This window comes from Photobacterium damselae (assembly GCF_003026815.1).
GTDB lineage: Bacteria > Pseudomonadota > Gammaproteobacteria > Enterobacterales > Vibrionaceae > Photobacterium > Photobacterium damselae.
In genome coordinates this window covers 501412-524332 of sequence record NZ_PYOG01000001.1, presented here as the reverse complement: position 1 = coordinate 524332, position 22921 = coordinate 501412, and the positions used below count along the sequence as shown (strand labels likewise).

At 42.1% G+C, this 22921-nt stretch carries 24 protein-coding genes; 12 read left to right on the top strand and 12 right to left on the bottom strand.

The genetic code is table 11. The features are described from left to right. The first annotated feature begins 13 nt into the window (after positions 1-13). The 7 genes from ribD to pgpA all read left to right on the top strand — a co-directional run bounded on the left by ribD (position 14) and on the right by pgpA (position 5701). Positions 14-1150, top strand: coding sequence for a bifunctional diaminohydroxyphosphoribosylaminopyrimidine deaminase/5-amino-6-(5-phosphoribosylamino)uracil reductase RibD (gene ribD, locus CTN07_RS02440; protein ID WP_005300688.1), 1137 nt, complete (start codon positions 14-16; stop codon positions 1148-1150). Between the two features lie 20 nt (positions 1151-1170). Continuing rightward, on the top strand, positions 1171-1827 hold the full coding sequence (locus CTN07_RS02435) for a riboflavin synthase (protein ID WP_005300686.1): 657 nt from the start codon (positions 1171-1173) through the stop codon (positions 1825-1827). A 27-nt stretch (positions 1828-1854) separates the two neighbouring features. Continuing rightward, positions 1855-2958: a bifunctional 3,4-dihydroxy-2-butanone-4-phosphate synthase/GTP cyclohydrolase II gene (gene ribBA, locus CTN07_RS02430; protein ID WP_005300684.1), complete on the top strand. Its 1104-nt coding sequence runs from the start codon at positions 1855-1857 to the stop codon at positions 2956-2958. A 209-nt stretch (positions 2959-3167) separates the two neighbouring features. Continuing rightward, a complete protein-coding gene (gene ribH / locus CTN07_RS02420) occupies positions 3168-3638 on the top strand; it encodes a 6,7-dimethyl-8-ribityllumazine synthase (RefSeq protein WP_005300681.1) in 471 nt (156 codons plus the stop codon). Continuing rightward, positions 3638-4108, top strand: coding sequence for a transcription antitermination factor NusB (nusB, locus tag CTN07_RS02415; protein WP_036764295.1), 471 nt, complete (start codon positions 3638-3640; stop codon positions 4106-4108). The genes ribH and nusB overlap by 1 nt, the downstream gene beginning before the upstream one ends. Before the next feature lie 84 nt (positions 4109-4192). Continuing rightward, the gene (gene thiL, locus CTN07_RS02410) at positions 4193-5179 is read left to right on the top strand and encodes a thiamine-phosphate kinase (protein ID WP_005300677.1); all 987 of its coding nucleotides are present in this window, start codon (positions 4193-4195) and stop codon (positions 5177-5179) included. Between the two features lie 36 nt (positions 5180-5215). After that, positions 5216-5701, top strand: coding sequence for a phosphatidylglycerophosphatase A (gene pgpA / locus CTN07_RS02405; RefSeq protein ID WP_036764294.1), 486 nt, complete (start codon positions 5216-5218; stop codon positions 5699-5701). Between the two features lie 124 nt (positions 5702-5825). Here the strand turns inward: pgpA and CTN07_RS02395 are convergent, their stop codons facing one another. After that, on the bottom strand, positions 5826-6065 hold the full coding sequence (locus CTN07_RS02395) for a hypothetical protein (RefSeq protein WP_044176367.1): 240 nt from the start codon (positions 6063-6065) through the stop codon (positions 5826-5828). A 143-nt stretch (positions 6066-6208) separates the two neighbouring features. Here CTN07_RS02395 and CTN07_RS02390 point away from each other — a divergent pair, with 143 nt between their 5' ends. After that, positions 6209-8296 carry a hypothetical protein gene (locus CTN07_RS02390; RefSeq protein ID WP_005300675.1) on the top strand — a complete coding sequence of 696 codons (2088 nt, stop codon included), beginning with the start codon at positions 6209-6211 and terminating at the stop codon, positions 8294-8296. A 118-nt stretch (positions 8297-8414) separates the two neighbouring features. Here the strand turns inward: CTN07_RS02390 and dxs are convergent, their stop codons facing one another. The 3 genes from dxs to xseB are packed head-to-tail and all read right to left on the bottom strand — an operon-like array spanning position 8415 to position 11439. Then, a complete protein-coding gene (dxs, locus tag CTN07_RS02385; protein ID WP_036764291.1) occupies positions 8415-10280 on the bottom strand; it encodes a 1-deoxy-D-xylulose-5-phosphate synthase in 1866 nt (621 codons plus the stop codon). Between the two features lie 24 nt (positions 10281-10304). Then, entirely contained in the window at positions 10305-11204 is a 900-nt protein-coding gene (gene ispA / locus CTN07_RS02380; RefSeq protein ID WP_005300670.1) for a (2E,6E)-farnesyl diphosphate synthase, read from the bottom strand. Continuing rightward, entirely contained in the window at positions 11197-11439 is a 243-nt protein-coding gene (gene xseB, locus CTN07_RS02375) for an exodeoxyribonuclease VII small subunit (protein WP_005300667.1), read from the bottom strand. Before xseB ends, ispA begins: the two co-directional genes overlap by 8 nt. 239 nt (positions 11440-11678) lie before the next feature. Here xseB and pomA point away from each other — a divergent pair, with 239 nt between their 5' ends. The 3 genes from pomA to thiI all read left to right on the top strand — a co-directional run bounded on the left by pomA (position 11679) and on the right by thiI (position 15016). Continuing rightward, positions 11679-12440, top strand: a complete 762-nt coding sequence (gene pomA, locus CTN07_RS02370; RefSeq protein ID WP_005300665.1) for a flagellar motor protein PomA — start codon at positions 11679-11681, stop codon at positions 12438-12440. A gap of 9 nt (positions 12441-12449) precedes the next feature. Then, positions 12450-13394, top strand: coding sequence for a flagellar motor protein MotB (locus CTN07_RS02365; RefSeq protein ID WP_005300662.1), 945 nt, complete (start codon positions 12450-12452; stop codon positions 13392-13394). A 173-nt stretch (positions 13395-13567) separates the two neighbouring features. Then, the gene (gene thiI, locus CTN07_RS02360; RefSeq protein ID WP_005300659.1) at positions 13568-15016 is read left to right on the top strand and encodes a tRNA uracil 4-sulfurtransferase ThiI; all 1449 of its coding nucleotides are present in this window, start codon (positions 13568-13570) and stop codon (positions 15014-15016) included. Positions 15017-15138: 122 nt separating this feature from the next. Here the strand turns inward: thiI and CTN07_RS02355 are convergent, their stop codons facing one another. From CTN07_RS02355 to CTN07_RS02320, 8 genes are all read right to left on the bottom strand, one after another. Continuing rightward, a complete protein-coding gene (locus tag CTN07_RS02355) occupies positions 15139-15756 on the bottom strand; it encodes a DJ-1 family glyoxalase III (protein ID WP_005300656.1) in 618 nt (205 codons plus the stop codon). Then, positions 15749-16648 carry a 2-dehydropantoate 2-reductase gene (locus CTN07_RS02350; RefSeq protein WP_005300653.1) on the bottom strand — a complete coding sequence of 300 codons (900 nt, stop codon included), beginning with the start codon at positions 16646-16648 and terminating at the stop codon, positions 15749-15751. Before CTN07_RS02350 ends, CTN07_RS02355 begins: the two co-directional genes overlap by 8 nt. Positions 16649-16809: 161 nt before the next feature. Further along, complete coding sequence (locus CTN07_RS02345) at positions 16810-17613, bottom strand: nucleoside-specific channel-forming Tsx family protein (RefSeq protein ID WP_005300650.1); 804 nt, start codon at positions 17611-17613, stop codon at positions 16810-16812. A gap of 345 nt (positions 17614-17958) precedes the next feature. Then, positions 17959-19344 carry an AmpG family muropeptide MFS transporter gene (locus CTN07_RS02340; protein ID WP_005300647.1) on the bottom strand — a complete coding sequence of 462 codons (1386 nt, stop codon included), beginning with the start codon at positions 19342-19344 and terminating at the stop codon, positions 17959-17961. A gap of 124 nt (positions 19345-19468) precedes the next feature. Further along, positions 19469-19828 carry a hypothetical protein gene (locus tag CTN07_RS02335; RefSeq protein ID WP_036764288.1) on the bottom strand — a complete coding sequence of 120 codons (360 nt, stop codon included), beginning with the start codon at positions 19826-19828 and terminating at the stop codon, positions 19469-19471. A gap of 43 nt (positions 19829-19871) precedes the next feature. After that, on the bottom strand, positions 19872-20423 hold the full coding sequence (locus CTN07_RS02330) for a peptidylprolyl isomerase (protein ID WP_005300644.1): 552 nt from the start codon (positions 20421-20423) through the stop codon (positions 19872-19874). Then, a complete protein-coding gene (locus tag CTN07_RS02325; protein WP_005300641.1) occupies positions 20423-21007 on the bottom strand; it encodes a YajG family lipoprotein in 585 nt (194 codons plus the stop codon). Before CTN07_RS02325 ends, CTN07_RS02330 begins: the two co-directional genes overlap by 1 nt. A 27-nt stretch (positions 21008-21034) precedes the next feature. Beyond that, on the bottom strand, positions 21035-22159 hold the full coding sequence (locus CTN07_RS02320) for a methyltransferase (RefSeq protein ID WP_005300639.1): 1125 nt from the start codon (positions 22157-22159) through the stop codon (positions 21035-21037). 113 nt (positions 22160-22272) lie between these two features. Here CTN07_RS02320 and bolA point away from each other — a divergent pair, with 113 nt between their 5' ends. After that, entirely contained in the window at positions 22273-22584 is a 312-nt protein-coding gene (gene bolA / locus CTN07_RS02315) for a transcriptional regulator BolA (RefSeq protein WP_036764286.1), read from the top strand. Positions 22585-22921: the final 337 nt, after the last annotated feature.

The window sequence follows — 22921 nt, the reverse complement described above, 5'->3', positions numbered from 1 at the left end:
TTAGGCCGTAGTTATGTTTTCAGCGTTTGATCATAAGATGATGTCTCGGGCAATAGCCTTAGCCAAAAAAGGGCGATTTACGACGGCTCCCAATCCTAATGTTGGTTGCGTAATCGTAAACAATGGCCAGATTGTGGGTGAGGGTTTTCATTATCGAGCAGGTCTACCTCATGCTGAAGTATTTGCCTTACGTGCGGCAGGCGATAAAGCGCGTGGAGCAACAGCTTATGTGACTCTTGAGCCTTGTTCTCATTATGGTCGAACACCACCATGTGCTCTGGCATTAATTGAAGCTGGGATCTCTCGTGTGGTTTGCGCCATGGTTGATCCCAATCCCAAAGTGGCGGGTAATGGGGTTACTTTATTGCAAAATGCTGGGGTGACCGTTGAAGTCGGATTGCTAGAACAAGATGCTAAAGCCTTAAATCTTGGGTTTATTAAAGCGATGCAAACTGGGATGCCCTATGTTCAGCTTAAAATGGCATCTAGCCTTGATGGACGAACGGCTTTGGCTAATGGTGAGAGTAAGTGGATTACAGGACCACAAGCTCGTGCCGATGTTCAGCACTTTCGGGCTCAAGCAGGCGCTATTTTATCAACCAGTGCGACCGTTATTGCTGATGACCCTTCAATGAATATTCGTTGGCAAGAGCTGCCTTTTTATATCCAACAACAGTATCCCAAATCCGAGTTACGCCTTCCCATTCGTGTGATTATTGATAGTCAAAATCGCTTATCACCAGATTATCAATTATTTCATCTTCCAGGTAAGACCCTACTTGCTCGTTGTGAACAAGGTGATGAAGTATGGCCAGATTCCGTAACGCAGCTCATTATTTCTCGTACGCCAGATTCTTCTCAATTAGATTTACATGAGTTGCTACAACAACTGGTCAAGCTCGGTATTTATCATATTTGGGTTGAAGCTGGAGCTGGACTTGCTGGCGCTCTGGTACAAAATCAGCTCGTTGATAGCTTTATCTTATATCAAGCTCCTAAATTGATGGGAGCTGAGGCGCGTGGCGTGATGAATTTGCCTCAATTAACGGCAATGGGTCAGGTCCCGAATGTCAGCATCTCTGATCTAAGAATGGTTGGTACTGATATTCGAATTACCGCAGATATTCATTCATCTTACGCGCCTAATTAAATCATCAAGGAACAACACATATGTTTACTGGCATTATTGAAGCTGTCGGTACGATTACCGCCCTGACTCCTAAAGGGGCTGATATCTCCGTTACAGTAGATTCAGGTAAATTAGATTTATCCGATGTAAAACTCGGTGACAGTATCGCGACAAATGGTGTGTGTCTGACTGTAGTGCAATTAACAGGCAAGGGATATGTCGCCGATTTATCCCTTGAAACGTTAAAAAGAACCGCATTTGCCAATTACAAAGCAGGGCAAGCCGTAAACTTAGAAAAAGCCATGTTGCCAACAACACGTTTTGGTGGGCATATGGTTTCTGGTCATGTTGATGCCGTTGCTGAAGTAATTGAACGCACTCATACCGGTCGTGCCATCGAATTTTGGATTAAAGCGCCAAGTCATTTAGCGCAATACATTGCTGAAAAAGGCTCGATTGCCATTGATGGTATTAGCTTAACGGTGAATGCGATTCGTGGTGATGAATTTAAATTGACCATTGTTCCTCATACAGCGGCTGAAACGACGATGGAATCGTTTAAAGTTGGACGTCAGATCAATATTGAGGTTGATGTTATAGCCCGTTATTTAGAACGTTTGATGCTTGGACCAAAGGCGGCAGAAAAAGAGCCAAGTGTCACTATGGATCTTCTAGCTCGCAGTGGTTTTTTAGGATAATCAGAACAGATTGGTATAGGTGAGAATATGGCTTTAAGTAGCGCACAAGAGATTATTGAAGACATTCGCCAAGGCAAAATGGTGATTTTAATGGATGATGAGGATCGTGAAAATGAAGGCGACCTTATTATTGCGGCAGAAAAAATCACTCCAGATGCGATCAACTTTATGGCAACTCATGGTCGTGGCTTGATCTGTCTAACCCTAAGCAAAGCGCGTTGTCAGAAGCTGAATTTACCTTTGATGGTAAAGGATAATACTGAGCAGTTTGGTACGCCATTTACCATTTCTATTGAGGCTGCTGAAGGGGTTACCACGGGTATTTCAGCTGCCGATCGTGCGACAACCGTACAAGCAGCAGTAGCCGCAGATGCGACCTCAGCTGACATCGTTATGCCTGGTCATATTTTCCCATTGATGGCGCAAGAAGGTGGCGTATTAACTCGTGCAGGTCATACTGAAGCTGGTTGTGATGTAGCTCGTTTAGCTGGCCTTGAACCATCAAGTGTGATTGTTGAGATCTTAAATGAAGATGGCACAATGGCGCGCCGACCTCAGCTTGAAGTTTTTGCCGAAAAGCATGGCTTGAAGTTGGGTACAATTGCTGATCTGATTGAGTACCGCAATAATAACGAAACCACTATTGAACGTATTGCTGAGTGCCAGTTACCGACAGAATTTGGCGAATTTAATATGGTGACTTACCGCGATAAAATCGATAACGCAATACATTACGCGCTATCTAAAGGTGAGATCCATCAATCGGAACCTACGTTGGTTCGCGTTCATGCTCAAGATACTTTTAAAGATATTCTACACAGTGGCGCAACTCAGTGGACGTTACCTTCTGCAATGGCTCGTATTGCCGCAGAAAATGGTGTCTTGGTGATCTTAAGTAAGCAAGAGAGCCAAGAATCTATCGTTGCTAAGGTGAAAAGTTTGGCTGCAGAAGCTGCTGGCCAACCTATGGTGAAATTTAACCCTAAAGCGCAATCTCGCCAAGTGGGTGTGGGTTCGCAGATTCTTGCTGATTTAGGCGTGGGTAAAATGCGCCTATTATCTTCAAGTAATCAGCGTTATCATTCACTATCAGGCTTTGGTCTAGAAGTTAGCGAATATATTTGCGAATAACTTTTAAACAATTGTTGGAGCGCAAGAGTTGAGTATTCACTCTGAAAGCATAGAAAAATTGAAAGTGTTTCTTTGCTCTTGCTGCTTTTTTACTATAAATCGTAACAATTCCGGTGAAACCTTGGCTTTGCCTAGCAGTTTTCAATAAAAGTGTGATAGACTCCCGCGGTTTCTCATTCCGGAAAAAACACATAGTCACAGGAAGGCCCATGAAGGTAATTGAAGGCGCCATCGCGGCACCAAATGCAAAAGTTGCTATCGTAATTTCACGCTTCAATAGCTTTATTAACGAAAGCCTACTTTCAGGTGCACTAGATGCGCTGAAACGTCAAGGTCAGGTTAGCGATGACAATATCACTGTTGTTCGTTGCCCAGGTGCTTATGAACTACCATTAGTTGCACAACAAGTGGCGAAAAGTGATCGTTATGACGCTATCGTTGCTCTTGGTTCTGTAATCCGTGGTGGTACACCTCATTTTGATTATGTTGCCGGTGAGTGTAACAAAGGTCTAGCTCAAGTAGCTCTTGAGTACAATACACCTGTTGCTTTTGGTGTGTTGACTGTAGACTCTATCGAACAAGCCATTGAGCGTGCCGGTACCAAGGCTGGTAATAAAGGGGCAGAGGCTGCACTAAGCGCGCTCGAAATGGTGAATGTCCTGTCCCAAATTGAATCCTAATGGGGGTTAGTGTGAAACCAGCCGCGCGTCGTAATGCACGTCAGTTTGCTGTACAAGCAATTTATTCTTGGCAAATTACTCAAGGTGATATTGCTGATATCGAACAACATTTCCTTTCTGGCGATAAGTTTGAAGAAGAAGAATACCAAGCAGAAGCGCCTGTTCTTGCAGCGCCTCATACTGATGTTAACTACTTCCGTGATCTATTCACTGGCGTAGTGCTAAACCATCAGGACCTAGATAGCAAAATGCGTCCATACTTGTCTCGTCCGCTTCAGGATCTAGACCAGATGGAACTTGCGCTTCTTCGTCTAGCAATGTACGAAATGGTTAAACGTGAAGACGTACCATTCAAAGTTGTTATCAATGAAGCTATCGAACTAGCTAAGCTATTCGGTGCTGAAGATAGCCACAAATTCGTTAATGGTGTTCTAGATAAAGCAGCACCATCACTTCGTAAAGATAAGTAATTTATCTGCGTACAGATTCGAATAATAAAAAGGCCAGCTTTGCTGGCCTTTTTTCTAGCTGTTTGAGAGACAAGGACCAGAACAATGGCTCGTAATGAATTTGAATTGATAACACGCTACTTTGAAAATCAGGCGGTAAATCGTAAAGATGTTACCCTCTCTATCGGTGATGATTGTGCTTTATTAGAAGTACCTGCTGGTTGCCATCTGGCGGTTAGTACCGATAGCCTTGTTGCGGGAACACATTTTTTAGCTGATGCTGATCCCGCTCTTGTGGCTCACAAAGCTCTCGCGTCCAACATTAGTGATTTAGCTGCAATGGGGGCGACTCCGGCGTGGGTCTCTCTGGCTTTAACAATGCCAGAGCCTGATGAAACTTGGTTAAGTGAGTTTTGTCGCGGCTTTTTTGCTTTAGCTGAATATTACAATATTGAGTTGATTGGTGGAGATACCACCAAAGGGCCGCTAAGTTTAACGTTAACGGTGCAAGGTTTTATTCCTCATGGCCAAGCACTTACTCGCCGAGGAGCGAAAGCTGGCGACTGGATTTATGTCACGGGTAACTTAGGAGACAGCGCGGCAGGCTTAGCCGTTATTTTAGGGCAAGAAAACGGTTTATCTTCTTCTCTTGCTGAAACACTAGTTCAGCGTCACTATATATCACAGCCCAGAGTTTTAGCAGGTCAAGCGCTACGAGGCATTGCATCGGCGGCGTTAGATATCTCTGATGGACTCATTTCCGATTTAGGGCATATTTTAAAGCAATCACAAGTTGGCGCTGAAATTGATGTGACAAAACTGCCCCTCTCTCCTGAATTGCTGCAGTTTGCTGGACACAATGTAGAGCAAGCACAAAAGCTTGCACTGACCAGTGGTGAAGAGTATGAATTATGTTTTACTGTTCCTGAACATAATCGTGGCGCTTTAGATACAGCTCTGGCCCATGCAGGAGTAAAAGTAACTTGTATTGGACAATTAGTTCCAGCCCTAGGGGTTACACTAAAAAATTCAGATGTCGAACTTGATTGGCAGCTAACTGGGTGGGATCATTTTGCCCATCAAAACAATTGATATACGTTTTAGTAGAAAGATAAAAGGAAGAAAGCAGTGAGCAATCCCAAAGATTTAATTAAGCTGAGTAATCCTTGGCACTTATTAGCGACTGGATTTGGTAGTGGTTTAGCTCCGATTGTACCAGGTACGGTTGGTACGCTCGCTGCAATCCCACTTTACTGGGTTTTAGCTCAGTTACCTTTTTTACTTTATCTATTTGCTATTGTGATTGCCGCGATTATTGGTGTCACCATCTGCCAAAAAACCTCTGACGATATGAAAGTGCACGATCACGGCAGTATTGTTTGGGATGAGTTTGTCGGTTTTTGGATTACGATGGCCATTGCTCCAACCATTAGCTGGCAATGGATCTTAGCTGGATTTATTCTCTTTCGCTTTTTTGACATGTTAAAACCGTGGCCGATTAGTTGGCTCGATAAGCATGTAAGTGGGGGGTTTGGCATTATGATTGATGATATCGTTGCTGGCTTTATGGCAATGATCAGCCTATGGTTTGTTGGCTATTGGTTAGGTTTGTAATCTTTCACCAGAATCTAGAAATGAAAAAGAGCCTTGAAGTTGAAGTGACCCCCAATAGTTGGACTCCAATTATTGGGGGTCTTTTTATGTCCAAATATAGCCGAGTATTTAAGTGTTCTTAGAGCTAACTATCTGCTTTTTTTAGTAACCAATCAGAAAGTTTTTGACTGAATGATGAGTTACCACTTAAAAGACGGCAAAGAACATAAGAAAATGCGAATGTTGGGAAAAACAGAACCGCGAGTACTTTGTATAAATTAGTTTGGCCTATTTCTAATTGTTCAAGGGTGACGATACAAAAGAACATCGCTGGGATACCAAAGTAACCCACTAATAGTAAAATTAATAGGGAATCGCTCATCATGATTGCCATCTGAATTAAACACGAACGTACTCTATCGCACTTTTTTACTCAGTGTTTTTCCGCTATAAAAAATTGAGGGTATGGGCTCAATTTAGTTTTATTCATACTAGTCTTAACATAGGAGTTAGTAGTTAAGGACAGTAATGAAAAAGCTCATACTAGGGATAGGATTGCTTGTTGCAAGTTGTGTGGTTGCAAAGTCAACCCCCTCAACGCTAACGGCTTGGGTACTGACCGGAAGTTGGCAACATCCCGATAGTCAACATAGCCCCTTTACGACAATAGATAGCGTGAGAAAATGGGAAGCGACACAAACTGATATGGTATTTGGTAGTTTACAAGATTTGACCGCCAACAAAAATACGGTTGCTATTGGTTATATGTATGCCCATAAATTTGATTGTCGCCCAGATGAACAACTAGGATGGATTGCTGATAGGGCTTATCAACAAGACATTCCCCTAGAAACCGCTTTTTTACATTATCAGCAAGACACAATTGTTGCTCTCCCTGACTTAAGTTCGGGGCTTCATTATCTGTTACAAGGTGAACCACTTCTTTCTCTGTATGTTCATCAACAAAATTACGCAACTGCTCGTTTACCGCTGCAAATACAAGTCAATGATCAACTGATCACTCATTTTGCTTATCCGATAACCTCACTCTTAGTTACTGCATCTAAACCGCCTCGCATTAGTATTCCAATTTTAGATGAGGACAGTGCGATAAAAGAGTGGCGAGAAATAACCATACAATGGCAACAAACTGATCAAGGATGGTTGGCACAGCTTAGTCGACCTTTTTCATTGTTGAATAATCGGCCTGTTTATCGGGGGCGCTCTCTTAATACGGGTGATAAAAGCTTACAAGCGGGTTTTCGCCCTTGGAGTTTACAACTTACTTGGTCTGAGCCAACTCAAGTTGAACGTATTGCAACTGAGCCATGGTTAGAACTTGATAGTTATGATGATCAAACTGTGATGGTTTTTCCAGGTTGGGATCCGGCCAATGATCGTGACAGTGATGGTTATATCGATAGCAAAGAGTGGCAACAGCGAGCAAATAAAAAAGCCAGTGCTCGATTTCCTCACCAGGCACGTTTGATCCCCACTGGCAAAATGTGGAGTGGTAGCTGCTGGTATCGAACCAATTTTTCCGACGCTAAATTTAATCAGCTCCATGCTAGTTGGTATCAGTTTGATTGGCAGCGACAAGGTTTAAGTGGGGCGTATAACGATGATATGGCAAAACTGCTTGGCAAGAATCAGTTTACGCTATTTCAAGGGGGTCTGATCCGCGAAATGGTTCCTCTCATTGCTGGAGAACTGGATGCTGAGCAGAAATATGGTCAGCAATTGGCGCAATTTTTTACTGAAATAAAGCATCAAACCAAAACCCAATATTTAGCGGCTAATATTTCTGAGTTAAATTTATGGCAATACCAAGCTTGGCCGCAAGAATTAAAGCAAGTCGTGAATGTTTGGTTACGAGAGCACTATCTATATCCGGCGATAGGGTTGGCTCAATTACAACATTATTGGGAGCATTTTGCGTTAATGGCTCAGGGGGATATCAGCTTAGTTATGAGTTCGACTAAGACGGGTTTAAGTCAACAGTACCCATCACAACAGCAGGCTTGGCAGCAAGATATCACTACAGGCCTTGCGCTCTATTATTTGTTCAATGTTCCACAACAGACCTATTACCACAGTTGGAATCAAACCTTTGTTTATGGCAGCGGCAATACGAAATTTAATCCACAAAATCCAGTTAGTTCAACGTGGTATCAATCGGGTGTCCCTAAAAATTGGGCTTATTATCCGCAACATATGTTAGCGGTTGATATTGGTGAGCCTACGTTGCCTCCAGATGGCTATCGGTTAGTGAAATGGGTTTCAGAAAAAGCGAAAGCTAACAGTCAAGATACTCAACTAGGTACGATTCCAATTTATCCCTCACATTGGTTCTGGTTGAAACGTGATGGCTGGTGGGATGATATACCCAAAGAAGGTGTGATTGCGCGTCAATATAGCAAAGGGTTGGTTTTATATCGCGCGAGTCGAGAGGCTAAGCAGTCTAGTTTTTACCAAGTTGAACCAATAAATATAGAACTGCCAGAGCTATATCAACGGGTGAATTTTGATGGGACCTTGTCTCCAGCAAGCCAACAAATTTCAATCAAAGGTTATGAAGGAATTGTGCTTAAACGTTATGACGGAACAGAGCCTTAAATGGAAGGTTGTCGTTTGTTTCTGCAAGGAGATAGCAAAAAGGAAAGTAGAGATAAAAAAAGAAAAGGCTTACCCCAAATGAAGTAAGCCTTAATGACAGGGTAAATATCAGTGGTAATTATTTTGCTAGATATTCACGGATCTGTTTCTCAATGCCTGGACCATCAATTTCCAGCATTTGATGCAGTTCGGCTTGAGTACCTTGTTCAATAAATCGATCTGGTAAACCGATATTGAGTACTGGCTTAATCTGCTTTTGCTGCATTAGAAATTCAATCACGCCTGCACCAGCACCACCGGCAATGGCATTTTCCTCAACAGTAACAAGGACGTCATGAGTCGCGGCAAGTTCGAGGATTAACGCTTCATCTAATGGTTTTACAAAGCGCATATCAGCAACAGTCGCATTCAGGTTTTCAGCCGCCTCTAAAGCATACTCAAGCATAGTACCAAAGTTTAAAATTGCGACTTTTTCACCTTGGCGGCGCACAATACCTTTACCGATTTCAAGTTCAGTCATCTCTTGCTGAACATCAACGCCCATACCACTACCACGTGGATAGCGAACGGCAGATGGTCCTTGATGTTTGTGACCAGTATAGAGCATTTGACGACACTCATTTTCATCACTTGGTGTCATGATGACCATATTAGGAATGCAGCGCATAAAGCTTAGATCGAACGCACCTTGGTGAGTCTGACCGTCGGCACCGACTAGTCCACCACGATCAATCGCGAACATGACCGGAAGATCCATAATGGCAACATCATGAATCAATTGATCATAACCACGCTGCAAGAAGGTTGAATAGATGGCAACGATCGGGTGGTAACCACCAATAGCCATACCTGTCGCTAGAGTGACGGCATGCTGCTCGGCGATAGCAACATCAAAATACTGTTCTGGATACTCTTTGGAAAAACGAACCATACCAGAGCCTTCACGCATTGCAGGAGTGATGGCCATCAGTTTGTCATCTTGTGCTGCCATATCGCATAACCAATCACCAAAAATATTGGAAAAGGTTGGTTTTGCATTTTTTGCTTTCGGTAGCGGTTTTTCTGATAGATCAAACTTAGGTACAGCATGATAATTAATCGGATCGGCCTCTGCTGGTGCATAGCCTTTCCCTTTCTTGGTCATAATATGTAAGAACTGAGGACCTTTAAGATTTTTCATATTCTTAATGGTTTTAACCAGCTCATGAATATCGTGACCATCGATAGGGCCGATGTAATTAAAGCCCATTTCTTCAAATAAAGTCCCAGGCGCTACCATGCCTTTGATATGTTCTTCGGCACGTTTAACCATTTCTTTGATTGGTGGCGCACCTGCGAGTACTTTCTTGCCACCTTCTCGAATAGAAGTGTAGAAATTACCAGACAGTAAACGGGCTAGGTGATTATTTAGAGCTCCGACATTTTCTGAAATCGACATCTCATTATCATTCAAGATAACAAGCATATCTGAATGAATATCGCCAGCGTGGTTCATTGCTTCGAAAGCCATACCCGCAGTAATTGCACCATCACCAATGACGCTAACTACCTTACGACCAAGCCCTTCTTTTTCGGCGGCAATAGCCATACCAAGAGCGGCGCTAATAGAGGTTGAAGAGTGACCAACAGACAAGACGTCATACTCGCTCTCTTCTCGCCATGGGAACGGGTGAACCCCACCTTTTTGGCGAATGGTATTCATGCGTTCGCGACGACCCGTTAGAATTTTATGTGGGTACGCTTGATGGCCTACGTCCCAAATTAGATGATCAAATGGGGTGTTGTAGACGTAATGCAGAGCAACAGTAAGTTCTACCACCCCTAAGCCAGAAGCAAAATGTCCACTGGTTTGACTAACAGATTTCAGTAAGTAAGTGCGTAATTCGTCACAGACTTGCGGAAGACTGTCGATGGGTAATAGTCGTAGTTCATCTGGCGTATCTGCTAAGGCCAAATGGGGGTATTTCGAGATGTCTAAAGTCATAACTGTTCGGCGCTTGTACTTATTTTAGTTCTTACGTTCGATAAGATAACGAGCAAAAACTTCTAACTGAGTTGTGTCATAAGGAATGGCTTCAAGTGCTTGTACGGCTTCTTGATAGAGTTGCTGCGCTTTTTGTTGCGCTCCCTCTAGACCAAGTAAAGCAGGATAAGTGCTTTTATCAAGAGCAATATCTGAACCTTGTGGTTTGCCTAGCGTTTCAGTGTCACTAATAACATCTAGGATATCGTCTTGAACTTGGAATGCTAACCCAATTGCCTCTGCATATGTGTTAAGTTGAGGTAATATCTCCAAACCTTTTTCGCCTGCAGCAAGAGCCCCTAGGCGGACAGCACAGCGAATGAGTGCTCCAGTTTTATGCTTATGTATCTGTTCTAACTGGGTTAATCCCAGATGTTTTCCTTCACCATCAAGATCAAGGGCTTGTCCCATACACATACCGGCAGCCCCGGATGCTTGTGCTAGCTCTTTTATCATCTTGATGCGTTGTGATTCGCCATCAATACTTAATGTACCTTCAGCGAGAATTTCAAATGCCAAGGTTTGTAAAGCATCGCCAGCAAGAACGGCGGTCGCTTCATCAAAAGCAATATGGCAAGTTGGTTGTCCTCGACGTAACTCATCATCGTCCATCGCAGGCAGATCATCATGAATGAGAGAATAGGCATGAATGCATTCAATAGCTGCGGCTGGAGTATCAAGGTTTTCCTCATTGACTCCGAGCATATTACCTGTGACATAAGTCAAAAATGGACGAACTCGTTTACCACCAAGAAGCGCACCGTATTTCATCGCTTTAAGTAGTGTTTGGTCAGCAAAAGGTTGAGCATCTAACCAATGGGTTAGTTGCTGATTATTTCGCTCTTGATAATGCTGTAATAATTGCAGAAGAGAAGAATTAGTCATCATTTACATCAAATTCGGTCAAAGGAGCTTCATCGTCTGCTTGTAGCAAGATTTCGACACGTTGTTCGGCTTGAGTGAGTTTCTGTTGGCTGCTACGAGCAAGGGCAATACCTCGTTCGAATTTTTTTAATGCGTCTTCTAGAGCAATATTGCCTGACTCTAACTCATTTACAATTAAGTCTAGTTCGTCAAGCGCCTCTTCAAAGGCCATATTTTCTGGTTTTTTAGCTGCCATATTGATGCTCACTATTTTCTAAGTGCACGAAAAATAACGTAGAGACTGATTAGCGTCAAATTATCTCACAGTATTGTGCTTCATATATAGGAATTTTCATATTTTGCCACAAGAAAGCTAAATGAAATGAGAAAAGTGCCGATACTCCTACAGAGATAAAATTTTTGACGCGCAATTGCTGTTTTTTTATCCCAATGGATATGAGATTGCGTACACAGATAGGGTTTTGAGGTGGATTTGTGGATTTAGCTACCCTTATAGGCATGCTGGGTGCATTTGCTTTTATTGTAATGGCGATGTTGCTTGGTGGCAGTCTAGGTATGTTTTTTGATGTGCCGTCAGTCCTCATTGTATTTGGAGGAACAACATTTGTTGTCCTTATGAAATACAGTATTGGTCAGTTTCTCGGGGCTACAAAAATTGCTGCTAAAGCCTTCATGTACAAAACGGATAATCCAGAAGAGCTAATCGCTAAAATTGTAGAAATGGCCGATGCTGCTCGTAAAGGCGGCTTTTTAGCGCTAGAAGAGATGGAGATTGATAATCCTTTTTTGCGCAAGGGCATTGATTTATTAGTTGACGGACACGATGCCGATGTAGTTCGAGCGACATTACAAAAAGACATCTCGCTTACTCATGAGCGCCATGAGCAGGGGATTGGTATTTTCACGTCATTTGGTGATGTGGGTCCAGCGATGGGGATGATTGGTACCTTAATCGGCTTAGTTGCGATGCTGTCGAATATGGATGATCCTAAATCGATCGGTCCTGCTATGGCTGTTGCCTTATTAACCACACTCTATGGTTCAATCCTTGCCAACATGGTTGCACTCCCTATCGCAGATAAACTCTCACTTCGTAAAGATCAGGAAAGGCTTAACCGCCGATTGATTTTAGACGGTGTTTTAGCCATTCAGGATGGTCAAAACCCACGAGTGATTGATGGGTATTTGAAAAACTACCTGCATGAGAAAAAACGCGTTACGGCAATGGATCTATAAGGTCAGTTCATGGAAATTGAAAGCAGCAAAAAACAGAGTGGGGCGCCAGCTTGGATGGCTACATTTGCCGATCTTGCGACCTTGTTAATGTGCTTTTTTGTCTTACTTCTTTCGTTTTCTGAAATGGATGTAATGAAGTTTAAACAGATTGCTGGCTCGATGAAAAACGCCTTTGGTGTACAAAACCTATTGGATATTAATGATATTCCTAAGGGTACTAGTGTGATCGCGCAAGAGTTTAGACCAGGTCGACCTGAGCCTACGCCAATTGAAGTGATTATGCAGCAGACCATTGATATGACCCAAAGAACATTGGACTTTCATGAAGGTGAGTCCGATAAGGCTGGTGGCACCGAACGCTCTGCTGGCACTCTCACCGGTGGGCAAGCTGATAAGAAAAATAAAACTCAGCAACAAGATCAAGACCAAAATGCCTCGGACTCTCTTAAGCAACTAGAAAAAGTGCTCAATAAGGCGATAGAGCGAGAAATTGAAGAGGGTAATGTTGAGATCGAAAACTTTGGCCAACAACTGGTTATTCGAATCAAAGAACAAGGTGCATTTCCTGAAGGTTCAGCGTTTCTTCAACCTAAGTTTCGCCCGCTTGTCCGCCAAGTTGCCAGTCTGGTAAAAGATGTCCCTGGTACTGTTCGAATTAGTGGTCATACAGATGATCGCCCTGTTGAATCCGAGTTATACCGTTCTAATTGGGATATTTCGGCACAGCGTGCAGTATCAGTTGCGCAAGAAATGGCAAAAGTTACTGGCTTTGATCAGCATCGGATGCAAGTGGTGGGATTGGCTGATACTGCACCTATTGCCAGCAATGATACGGCTGAAGGGCGCAAGCGTAATCGTCGAGTTGAGATTTCTATTATGCAAGGTAAACCTTATTATTCCGATCCCATTAGTGTTGATTCGGTTCCACCCATGACAGCTGAGCACACTCAATAGATATTCACGGCAACGAAAAATATCATCTATAGTAAATTGAGATGTTATCAACCGTGTTAATTATGAAACAAACGGTTATCGGGTTAATGCGGTTTCTATGAGCTGAACCATGCTGTATAATCCACGGTTTTGATTCCGTTTAGTACTTTAAGCTCAGTGAAGCGAAGCGTGTTATGAAATTTATTGTTAAGCCCCATCCAGAGATCTTTGTTAAAAGCGATTCAGTACGTAAGCGCTTTATTAAAATTTTAGAATCTAATCTTCGTATTATTCTAAAACGTCAATCTGACACTGTATCGATTTACAACCGTCGTTTTCACCTAGAAGTGACTGAACCTGATACGGCAAAGCGCGAAGCTATTGTAGCAACGCTAACCCAGACACCAGGTATTCATCATGTACTTGAAGTTCAGCAAATGGAATTTAAAGATCTTCATGATATTTATGAGCAAACTTTCGCTCTAGTTGCGCCAAACCTTGAAGGTAAAACATTCTGCGTTCGTGCTAAACGTACTGGTCAGCATGACTTTACCTCTATTGAGTTAGAGCGTTACGTTGGTGGCGGTTTAAATCAGAATATTGAAACTGCGCGCGTTAAGCTTAAAAACCCAGATGTAACTGTTAATATCGAAGTTGAGCGTGAGAACCTAAACTTAGTGCTTGAGCGTCATCAAGGTCTTGGTGGTTTCCCTCTAGGTACTCAAGAAGATGTACTAAGCCTTATTTCAGGTGGTTTCGACTCAGGTGTTTCTAGCTACCTACATATTAAGCGTGGTTCAAAGGTTCACTACTGCTTCTTTAATCTAGGTGGTCCTGCGCACGAAATTGGCGTAAAACAAGTTTCTCACTTCCTTTGGAACAAATACGGTTCCTCTGCCAAAGTGAAATTTATCGCGGTAGATTTTGAGCCTGTTGTTGCGGAGATCCTTGAAAAAGTAGATGACGGCCAGATGGGCGTGGTGCTTAAGCGTATGTTTATGCGTGCCGCAGGTCAGGTCGCTGAGCATTTTGGTATTCAAGCTCTCGTTACTGGTGAGGCGTTAGGTCAGGTATCGAGTCAAACTCTGACTAACCTACGTCATATCGATGGTGTTACTGATACATTGATTCTTCGTCCTCTGATTAACTGGGATAAAGAAGATATTATCAATATGGCTCGTCACATTGGTACGGAAGATTTTGCCAAAACCATGCCTGAATTCTGTGGTGTGATCTCGAAAAAGCCGACGGTTAAAGCGGTAAAAGAGAAATTGGAAACAGAAGAAGCGAAGTTTGATTTCTCTATTCTTGATCGTGTAGTGAAAGAGGCGCGTGTAATGGATATTCGCGACATCGAGAAACAGAGCCAAGAGCAAGCTCCAGAAGTTGAATTAGTATCAGAAATCGCAGGCGGTGCTGTGGTTCTTGATATTCGTAGCCCTGATGAAGAAGATGAAAGCCCATTAGAAATCGATGGTGTTGAAGTTAAACATCTTCCATTCTACAAGTTGGCGACTCAGTTTGGCGACTTACCACAAGATAAGACTTACCTGCTGTACTGTGCGCGTGGCGTAATGAGCCGACTACAAGCGTTATACTTAAAAGAAAACGGTTTTGATAACGTTAAAGTATATCGTCCGTAAAATAAGTCCGGCAGATAGCTAGATTTAGCAGAATAATAAAAGGCGAGAGCAGTGATTGTTTCTCGCCTTTTTCTTTTGAGCTATTTCGTTATCCCTAGATGCAATCTTGTACAGTTAACTTGTTATGAGTTATGACCAGATGGTAAAACATCGTAGTGCATGTTTGGCCACACAACCATAGGGCCAGCAACGTCTGCAGCTTTTGCCTTTCCTGCCAGTTGGACAATAATTTCTAACGCAAACTCTTGTGAAGTCCCCGGACCTTGGCTAGTCAGTAGATTATGATTTTTGTCGTAAACCACACGTTTAGTACGCAGTTGTGCGGCAGGAATTGCATCATGAAAAGCTGGATGGCAGGTCATTATCGCCTTTGGCATCATATTATGGTGAACCAATACAAGAGCGGGAGCTGCACAAATAGCCGCAATAAGTTTACCATCATAATGATGTTGTTCTACAAATGCTGTTACTAAATCACTATCTCGGAAGCATTCAGAGCCCCCTAATCCGCCGGGTAAAACCACACAATCAAAGGGTTGATCTGCAATATCAATTAATGGTACATCAGCAACTAATTTTATGCCACGAGATCCTTCTACTATCAAAGCGCCATCGCCCGCTGCACTTGCGGTAGTCACAGTAAATCCTGCGCGACGCAAAATATTGATGCTATTTACCGCTTCCATCTCTTCTGTTCCCGGTGCGATAAGAACGACAACATGAGGCGTTGAGTTAGTCATGATAGTGGTGCTCCAATTGTTTTATCTGCTGCCAAAGCTTCTCATTATAAGGTGAGGCAATGTGATGACGGCGTGCTGTTTCTATGAGATATCCCGTAATATAGTCGATTTCAGTGGTTCGGTGGTGAAAAACATCTCGGTTCATGGATGAGTAATTTGCTTGTGTTGCTAAAATCACCTGATTAACTCGAGTTAGCAGCTCTTCTGTTGTGATGGGCGCGACCTCTTGACTCATCACCTGTGCAACCTCATGGCAAATTGCTGTGATTTGTTGCTGATGTTCAGCCGAGTCTAATTGACCATTAGTACATTGATAAATCGCAGTTAGAGGATTAATGGCACAATTGATGGCAAGCTTTAGCCATAAAGGTTCAAGAATATTTGGATGACAATGGCAAGGAGGCAAAATGTGATGAAATTGCTGTGCCCAATCGGCTACTTGTTGCTGCTCGCCTTGCAAAAGCCCTAACCATGTTTGACCAATACCGGTATGAGTCACAATATCATGTTGCTTAAAAGCTGCTTGAGCTGTGGTGGCGTAAGCGATTGTATGATGGGGAAGCAGTTGGGTTACGGAGTGCTGAGTCCCCATGCCATTATGCATAATAACAACCAGGCTAGTTGGTTTGATATCTTGATAAATAGGGCGTAGTGCATCAATAACTTGAAATGCTTTGACCGTAACCAAAACCAGATCGCTTTGACGGAGCCATTCTCGGTTGTTGGCCGGAAGCTGTAGTCGCTGCGAAAGCTTGGATGCATCATGAGGTTTAAAGGTCAATGAGTAGTGAGGTTCATCGGTTCGAGTCCACATTTGCACTAAGTGGTGCTGGTTTAGTTGATGTCCCCACAGCGAGCCAATAGCTCCAGCGCCAACAATGGTGATTTTCACTGTTTCGATCCTTTTCTGATGCACGATTAAATAGAAACTATACCCAAGTAACCTCACTGCTTGAAGTTACTTAGGAATATATGATTGCATGAGAAAAACAGAACTCATAGATAAACAAAAGGCGCTCAATGAGCGCCTCAGTAGCATGTTGCTTTCGACAATTAGAACTTGTAAGTAATATCGAAGTAGTGAGCAACACCTGTAGATTCGAATGCATCAGTATCTTTGATACCGTATACATTGTAGTAAGCTTTTAGGCCGTAACCTACAGCAAAACGCTCTGAATGCCAGTAAAGGCCGTTAAACATTGCGCCACCGTTACTTGCTGAAGAGTACTTATCCTTCATACCAAATTGGTAATCGATGTAACCTTGGTAAGATAGGAATGTACCGTTAGCAAATGTATAGAAAGGTTTAAACCAGTTAGTTGAGATCTGGTAACCGTTCCAGTCTTTGATATTTGCATCATATAGACCGTATAGGTTTAGGCCAATTTTACCTAACCATGGCACATTTACATCAGAACCAAGACCGATGAAGTAGTTATTAACACCACCATTATTGCCACCCCAGTTCATCAAAGTTGCGATATAAAGTTCTTGAACTGGACCGAAAGAAAGGTCTTTACCTGTCATGCCATCTAGAGAGAAGCGAGGTGCAAACTTCATGAACATTTTGTCGTCTGAACCTGACTTATCTTGGCTGTCAGAATTTGTTAGGTTGAACACATCAACATAGCCGTAAAGGTCGATAACACCAGAGCGACCGCCGAATTCCATTTCTAAGTAATCGTGACCAGAATGTGCATCTTTCGCACGAGGAAGTTCGCCAAGAGCATACATCAGGTTGAAGTTCATCCACTTGTAGTCATTCTTGTGGATATCGTCAGAATAGTCTGCTGCATTAACTACAGATGGTAGGGCTGTTGCTGCTAAAACGCTCAGTGCTACTAGTGATTTACGCATGGTTGTGTTCTCGCTAATTGTGTCGAATTATCGGGTCTATCGCTGGCCTCCCGATTTGTGGAGTGAATTCTAGTGCTTTATGTCACTCTTGGGAATGTAACGTTTGCGCAAACCTTTGCAAAATGTGAAGTTGATCTAATGTAATCGATTTCATTGAGGCGTTAAATGTGATCTAAAGTGTTATTTTTTGCACTTTGTGAACGATTTTTCTGAACTTAATTAGAAATTGTTAGTCTCGCGCGAGAAAAAATACGATTTTTTAGCAATAAAAGTCATAAAAAAAGAGGAGGGTTATTTCTGTTCAACAGATTTCCTCCTCTTCGATTATCAACCAATAAGACTGGGTTATTCTTGAGCTGAATGAGTCTTGGGTTGGTGATAGTTTTTATTAGACAACACTTTGATTAACACTAAGACGGGAATACCGATTAAAGCTGTGGTTAAGAAGAAAATATTGTAGCCAAAATGGTCAACATAGATGCCAGAAAAGCCTGCTATAAACTTCGGAAATAGCATCATGATTGAGCTAAACAGTGCATACTGAGTTGCAGAGAAGGCAACATTGGTTAAGCTCGACATAAAAGTAACAAAAGCGGCTGTTGCAATACCTGCACCTAAATTATCGGCTGAAATAACCAAAGTTAGCATTTCAAGGTTGTTACCCATGTAGGTAAAGACCATAAACAGGAGGTTAGTAATGGCAGATAAAAGGGCGCCTAAAGCAAGAATGCGGAGTGTGCCAAATTTACTGACTAAAATACCCCCGAGTCCTGCGCCAACTAACGTCATAATGACCCCAAACACTTTCGATACCGAGGCTACTTCTGTTTTAGTAAAGCCCATATCTACGTAGAAAGCGTTCGACATCACACCCATAACCACATCAGATATTCGATAACAGCTGATAAGTAATAAGATGGTAATTGCACTGGTACCATAGCGACTGAAGAAATCTTTAAATGGCATAACGGCTGCGGTGTAGAACCAAGCACCTAATTTTGCCGTTTTATGGCTATATCCGCGTTGTTTTAACGAGATAAAATATTCATCTTCAATTTTAGCAATGGCTTGAGTATCGAGAGTTGGCTCGTGAATGCAAAGAGTGGTGATGATCCCCACTAACATGAAACCTGCCATGATAAAATAGGCGATTTGCCAGCCATGGGCATTGTAACCACTATCACTACCAAACCAAGCTGCAAAAGCGAGCGCACCAGCTCCCGCCATAATCATAGCAAGACGATAACCAGTCATATAGGTAGCAGCAAGAGCCGCTTGAAGACGCTCTGTTGCCAATTCAATACGGTAGGCATCAATAACAATATCTTGGGAGGCAGAAGCAAAGGCAACAATGACGGCAAAAATGGCTAATTGTGCCAAGTCTGTTTGTGGATTACTCAATGCCATACCACAAAGCGAGAGCACAATAAGTAGCTGACTAAAGAGCATCCAACCGCGACGACGACCGAGTAAATGACAAAATAATGGTACTGGGAAGCGGTCTATAAGCGGTGACCAGATCCATTTAAAGCCGTAAGCTAGAGCAACCCAACTAAAGAAACCGATACTCGTTCGACTGACATCAGCTTCGCGCAGCCAAAAGGATAAGGTCCCAAAAACTAATAGGATAGGGAGTCCCGATGAAAATCCCAATGCCAACATAATTAATGCTTTGGGATTGAGATAAACACGCCAACCTTGGTCTTTATTTATCTGTGATATTTGATCCATACATTCCCCGTGCAGCAAATGGTGCTGCAAAGATTTGGTTGTGGTTTGACTATAAGTACATAGACAAAGATTATAAAAAAAGATTCTTAGAGTTGTGCTAATCCATTGTCAAACTGTGTAGCGATTAAGGTCTGATGGCAGGGAGCTTAGTGACGTAATCTTCTAAGCCTAATAGATAATGGGCGTAGTGTTTGACTTGATGTTGGGTAAATTTATGTCCTAACAACTGGTAGTCTTCAGATCTTTCTAATGTATACATTAGATTCCAATAGGCAGATTCATAATCACTATTGGGTTCATTTGATAGCACATTAAGTTGCCACCAATCTTGTAATTGCTCAGTACAGATATTTTCTAAAGCTTGATAATCAATTTTACCTTGAATAACACCTAAAGCGGTTAGTGCTAAGGCTGGTGCATGATCTGAGACAAAATGGTCGATATCTGTATCTGCTGATTGATTGGATGAAATGAGTTTCAACATAAGCACCACCTCTTGTGAAATAACTAAGGTGGTGCTATTTCACTTATTGAATAACTTTCATTGCTTTAATAACTATAGGCTGTTGTGGGACATCTTTCATACCCATAGTTGGAATAGTTGTGGTCGGGATCTCAGCCATTTTTTTCACAACAGAGAAACCATCAACAACCTTACCAAATACAGCGTAGCCCGGATTATTGGCCGATGCATTCAAGAAATCATTGTTTGCATAGTTGATATAAAATTGGCGAGTCGCTGAATTTGGATTTGAAGTACGCGCCATAGCAACAGTTGCGGTGTCATTTTTTAAGCCGTTTGTTGCTTCATTAATAATGGCGGCATAGCTTGGTCTTTGCTTCATATTTTCATCAAATCCGCCACCTTGAGCCATAAAACCAGGGATCACGCGATGAAAAATAGTACCTACATAACTGCCATCTTTGACATATTTGAGGAAGTTAGCACTTGAGATAGGCGCTTTTTGTTCATTTAATTCAATGGTGAAGTTACCTAAGTTAGTGGTTACAAGCACTTTAGTTGCCGCACTAACAGGTAGTGCGATCATTAAACACAATGCAATGAAAAAACGTTTCATTATAAATTCTCCTTGAGATATTGATTTAGTTCAGCGTCCGTGGCGATATCGTGTAAAACAGAGCTGATCAGTTTGTCCATACTCTGCTGCATATCTTCTAAGCTGGCTTCTAACGGCGCTTCTTTACTCGCTTTACCTGAGTATTGTTTCACAAATTTACCATGGCTGGTCGTGACCGTTAGCGAAAGTTGCAGGGCGGTGTTCATTTGATATTTAACTAAACTTTGGTCAACGTTCACTTGTGCCGTTTGAATGGCTATGGTCATTTTATTTGAGTTCTGGCTTACCAGTTTAACCCCTTGCGATTGCAGTTGTTGACTCAGAGCTCGATGGAATACTTCCGTTAATGGCTGACGGCTTTGATAAGCATCAACATTATTACGGCCAGAATCTACAATAGCAATGTACTTCAATTGACGAAGATCATTCACTTGCAGTTGCATTGGCTCTGACACATTCAATGACTGATGAGTCAGGGTCAATGTTGGTGTTAATGGTATGGTGGGCAGAGCTGTTGGTTGGCTCGCACATGCAGATAACAGCAAGGTTACTAATGCAAGAAAGCTTGTTTTTATTGTACTCATAAGGGTGAGGACTCCAGTTAAATTGGATTACTTTTCTGCTTGATAAATCACAAATTTCTTATTTTGAGCAATCACGGAAACCTTGCCAAAGACACGCTTTAACTTATCGTAGTAAGGAAGTTGACGATTACCAATAACAATCATCTGTCCCTTATGTCGGAGAACTTTATGTCCGTCACAGAACATCTGCCATGCGATGTGATCGGTAATCGCATTCTGCTGATGAAATGGAGGATTACAAAGTACCAAATCGGCACTATCAAAAGGAAAATCATCTAAGCAGTTCCCGACCTTAACCGTTAATTGCTCTGGATTGGTCAGGTTATGATCTGCGTTTTCGCGACAAGAGGCGCCGGCCATAAAACTTTCATCAACACAAATGACCTTTGCTTGTGGATTTAATTGCGCGGCTTTAATACCAATTACGCCATTACCACAACCTAAATCAATAATATCTTTATATTTTTCATTTAGTGGAATGTGATCCAGTAAGAATCGACCTCCGATATCTAAGCTCTCACCTGAAAAGACATTGGCATGATTGCTGATGGTCAATTGATGTTCAGGCACTGTCCAGGTTACAGGTTCAGGCAAAGCTTGAATTAAGGCTTTATTGACTTGGGTAAAAATAAGACGTGATTTTTTGATCGCTAAAGACGTTTTTGTTTCACCAAGGTATTTTTCAAACATCTTCAGTGTTGAAGAGTGAATATCTTTCGCTTTACCTGCCGTAATTACTTGGCAATCTTGTGGTAGTGCCTGGCATAGTTGCTGTAATTGCCAACGAAGTAAACGCGTACTCTTTGGTAATTTTACTAAAACTAATTGTGGGTTGTGAGGCAGTTCATCTAAGCAAGAGAGTAGGGTTACTGGCGGCAGAGTATTTGCTGCGAGATTCTCTAAATGGCCTTGTTTAGCCACAAAAGAGTCCGTCATACTAATAACTGGAGCTTTATCAGCAAACCAACAGCTAAGTGCACCGAAACTGTCGTTGAGTATTAGTATCGGACGTTCGGGGTCTAGAATTAGATCCTGAATATGATTTATTAGATACTCATCCGCGGCATCCCATGCTTGCAGAGTTTCGTTTTTACGAGCAGGATAGCGACCCAATAATAAGGTGCGATCGTGCAAAGAGAGCTCAAGTTTCATTCGCAATAGCTTTTAGGTATGTTAACAATCTGCTGCGTATTTTCGCAGAACATGCCGCTTGTGCAAAGTAAAGTCTCACCATAACAAAAACTATCAGCAAAAAGAGAAGTAAAATGATTAAAACTCAGATTGAAAATAAACTGCAGCAGGCATTTTCTCCTACCCATTTAGAGGTTATTAATGAGAGTTACATGCATCATGTTCCTGAGGGGTCTGAGAGCCATTTTAAGGTTGTTGTTGTCAGTGCGCTATTTGAAGGGCAAAGACTGCTTGGTCGTCATCGTGCAATAAATAGCATTTTAGCCGATGAACTGGCTAACCATATTCATGCATTAGCAATTCATACTTATACTCCTGATGAGTGGCGACAGCAGCAAGAGGCTCCTCAGTCACCTAATTGCCGAGGCGGTTTTCATTTAGGGTAGGTAAAATGATGCATTTATCATGAGATTTGCTCAAAATCGTGATTTTTTTCTAAAAGCTGTGCAGGTCATGGCTTTTTTTATCTGGATTCCTTGGCAAGCTCCATTCTTTTTTCTACTTAATACCTATATCATTGGTTAATTAATACACAGCTGAGATTTCAGCATAAATAGACAAAGTCGCAATTGTGAATTGTTATTAACAATAAGAGACAAAATAAAAACAATTAATACGATGTGGTTATTATTCACTTGTTGTAAATGTTTATTGTTTTAGTTGATTTTGTTAATAGCTTGATTTAAGTGAAATGAAATTATTAAAACGTAATATTTTCACATT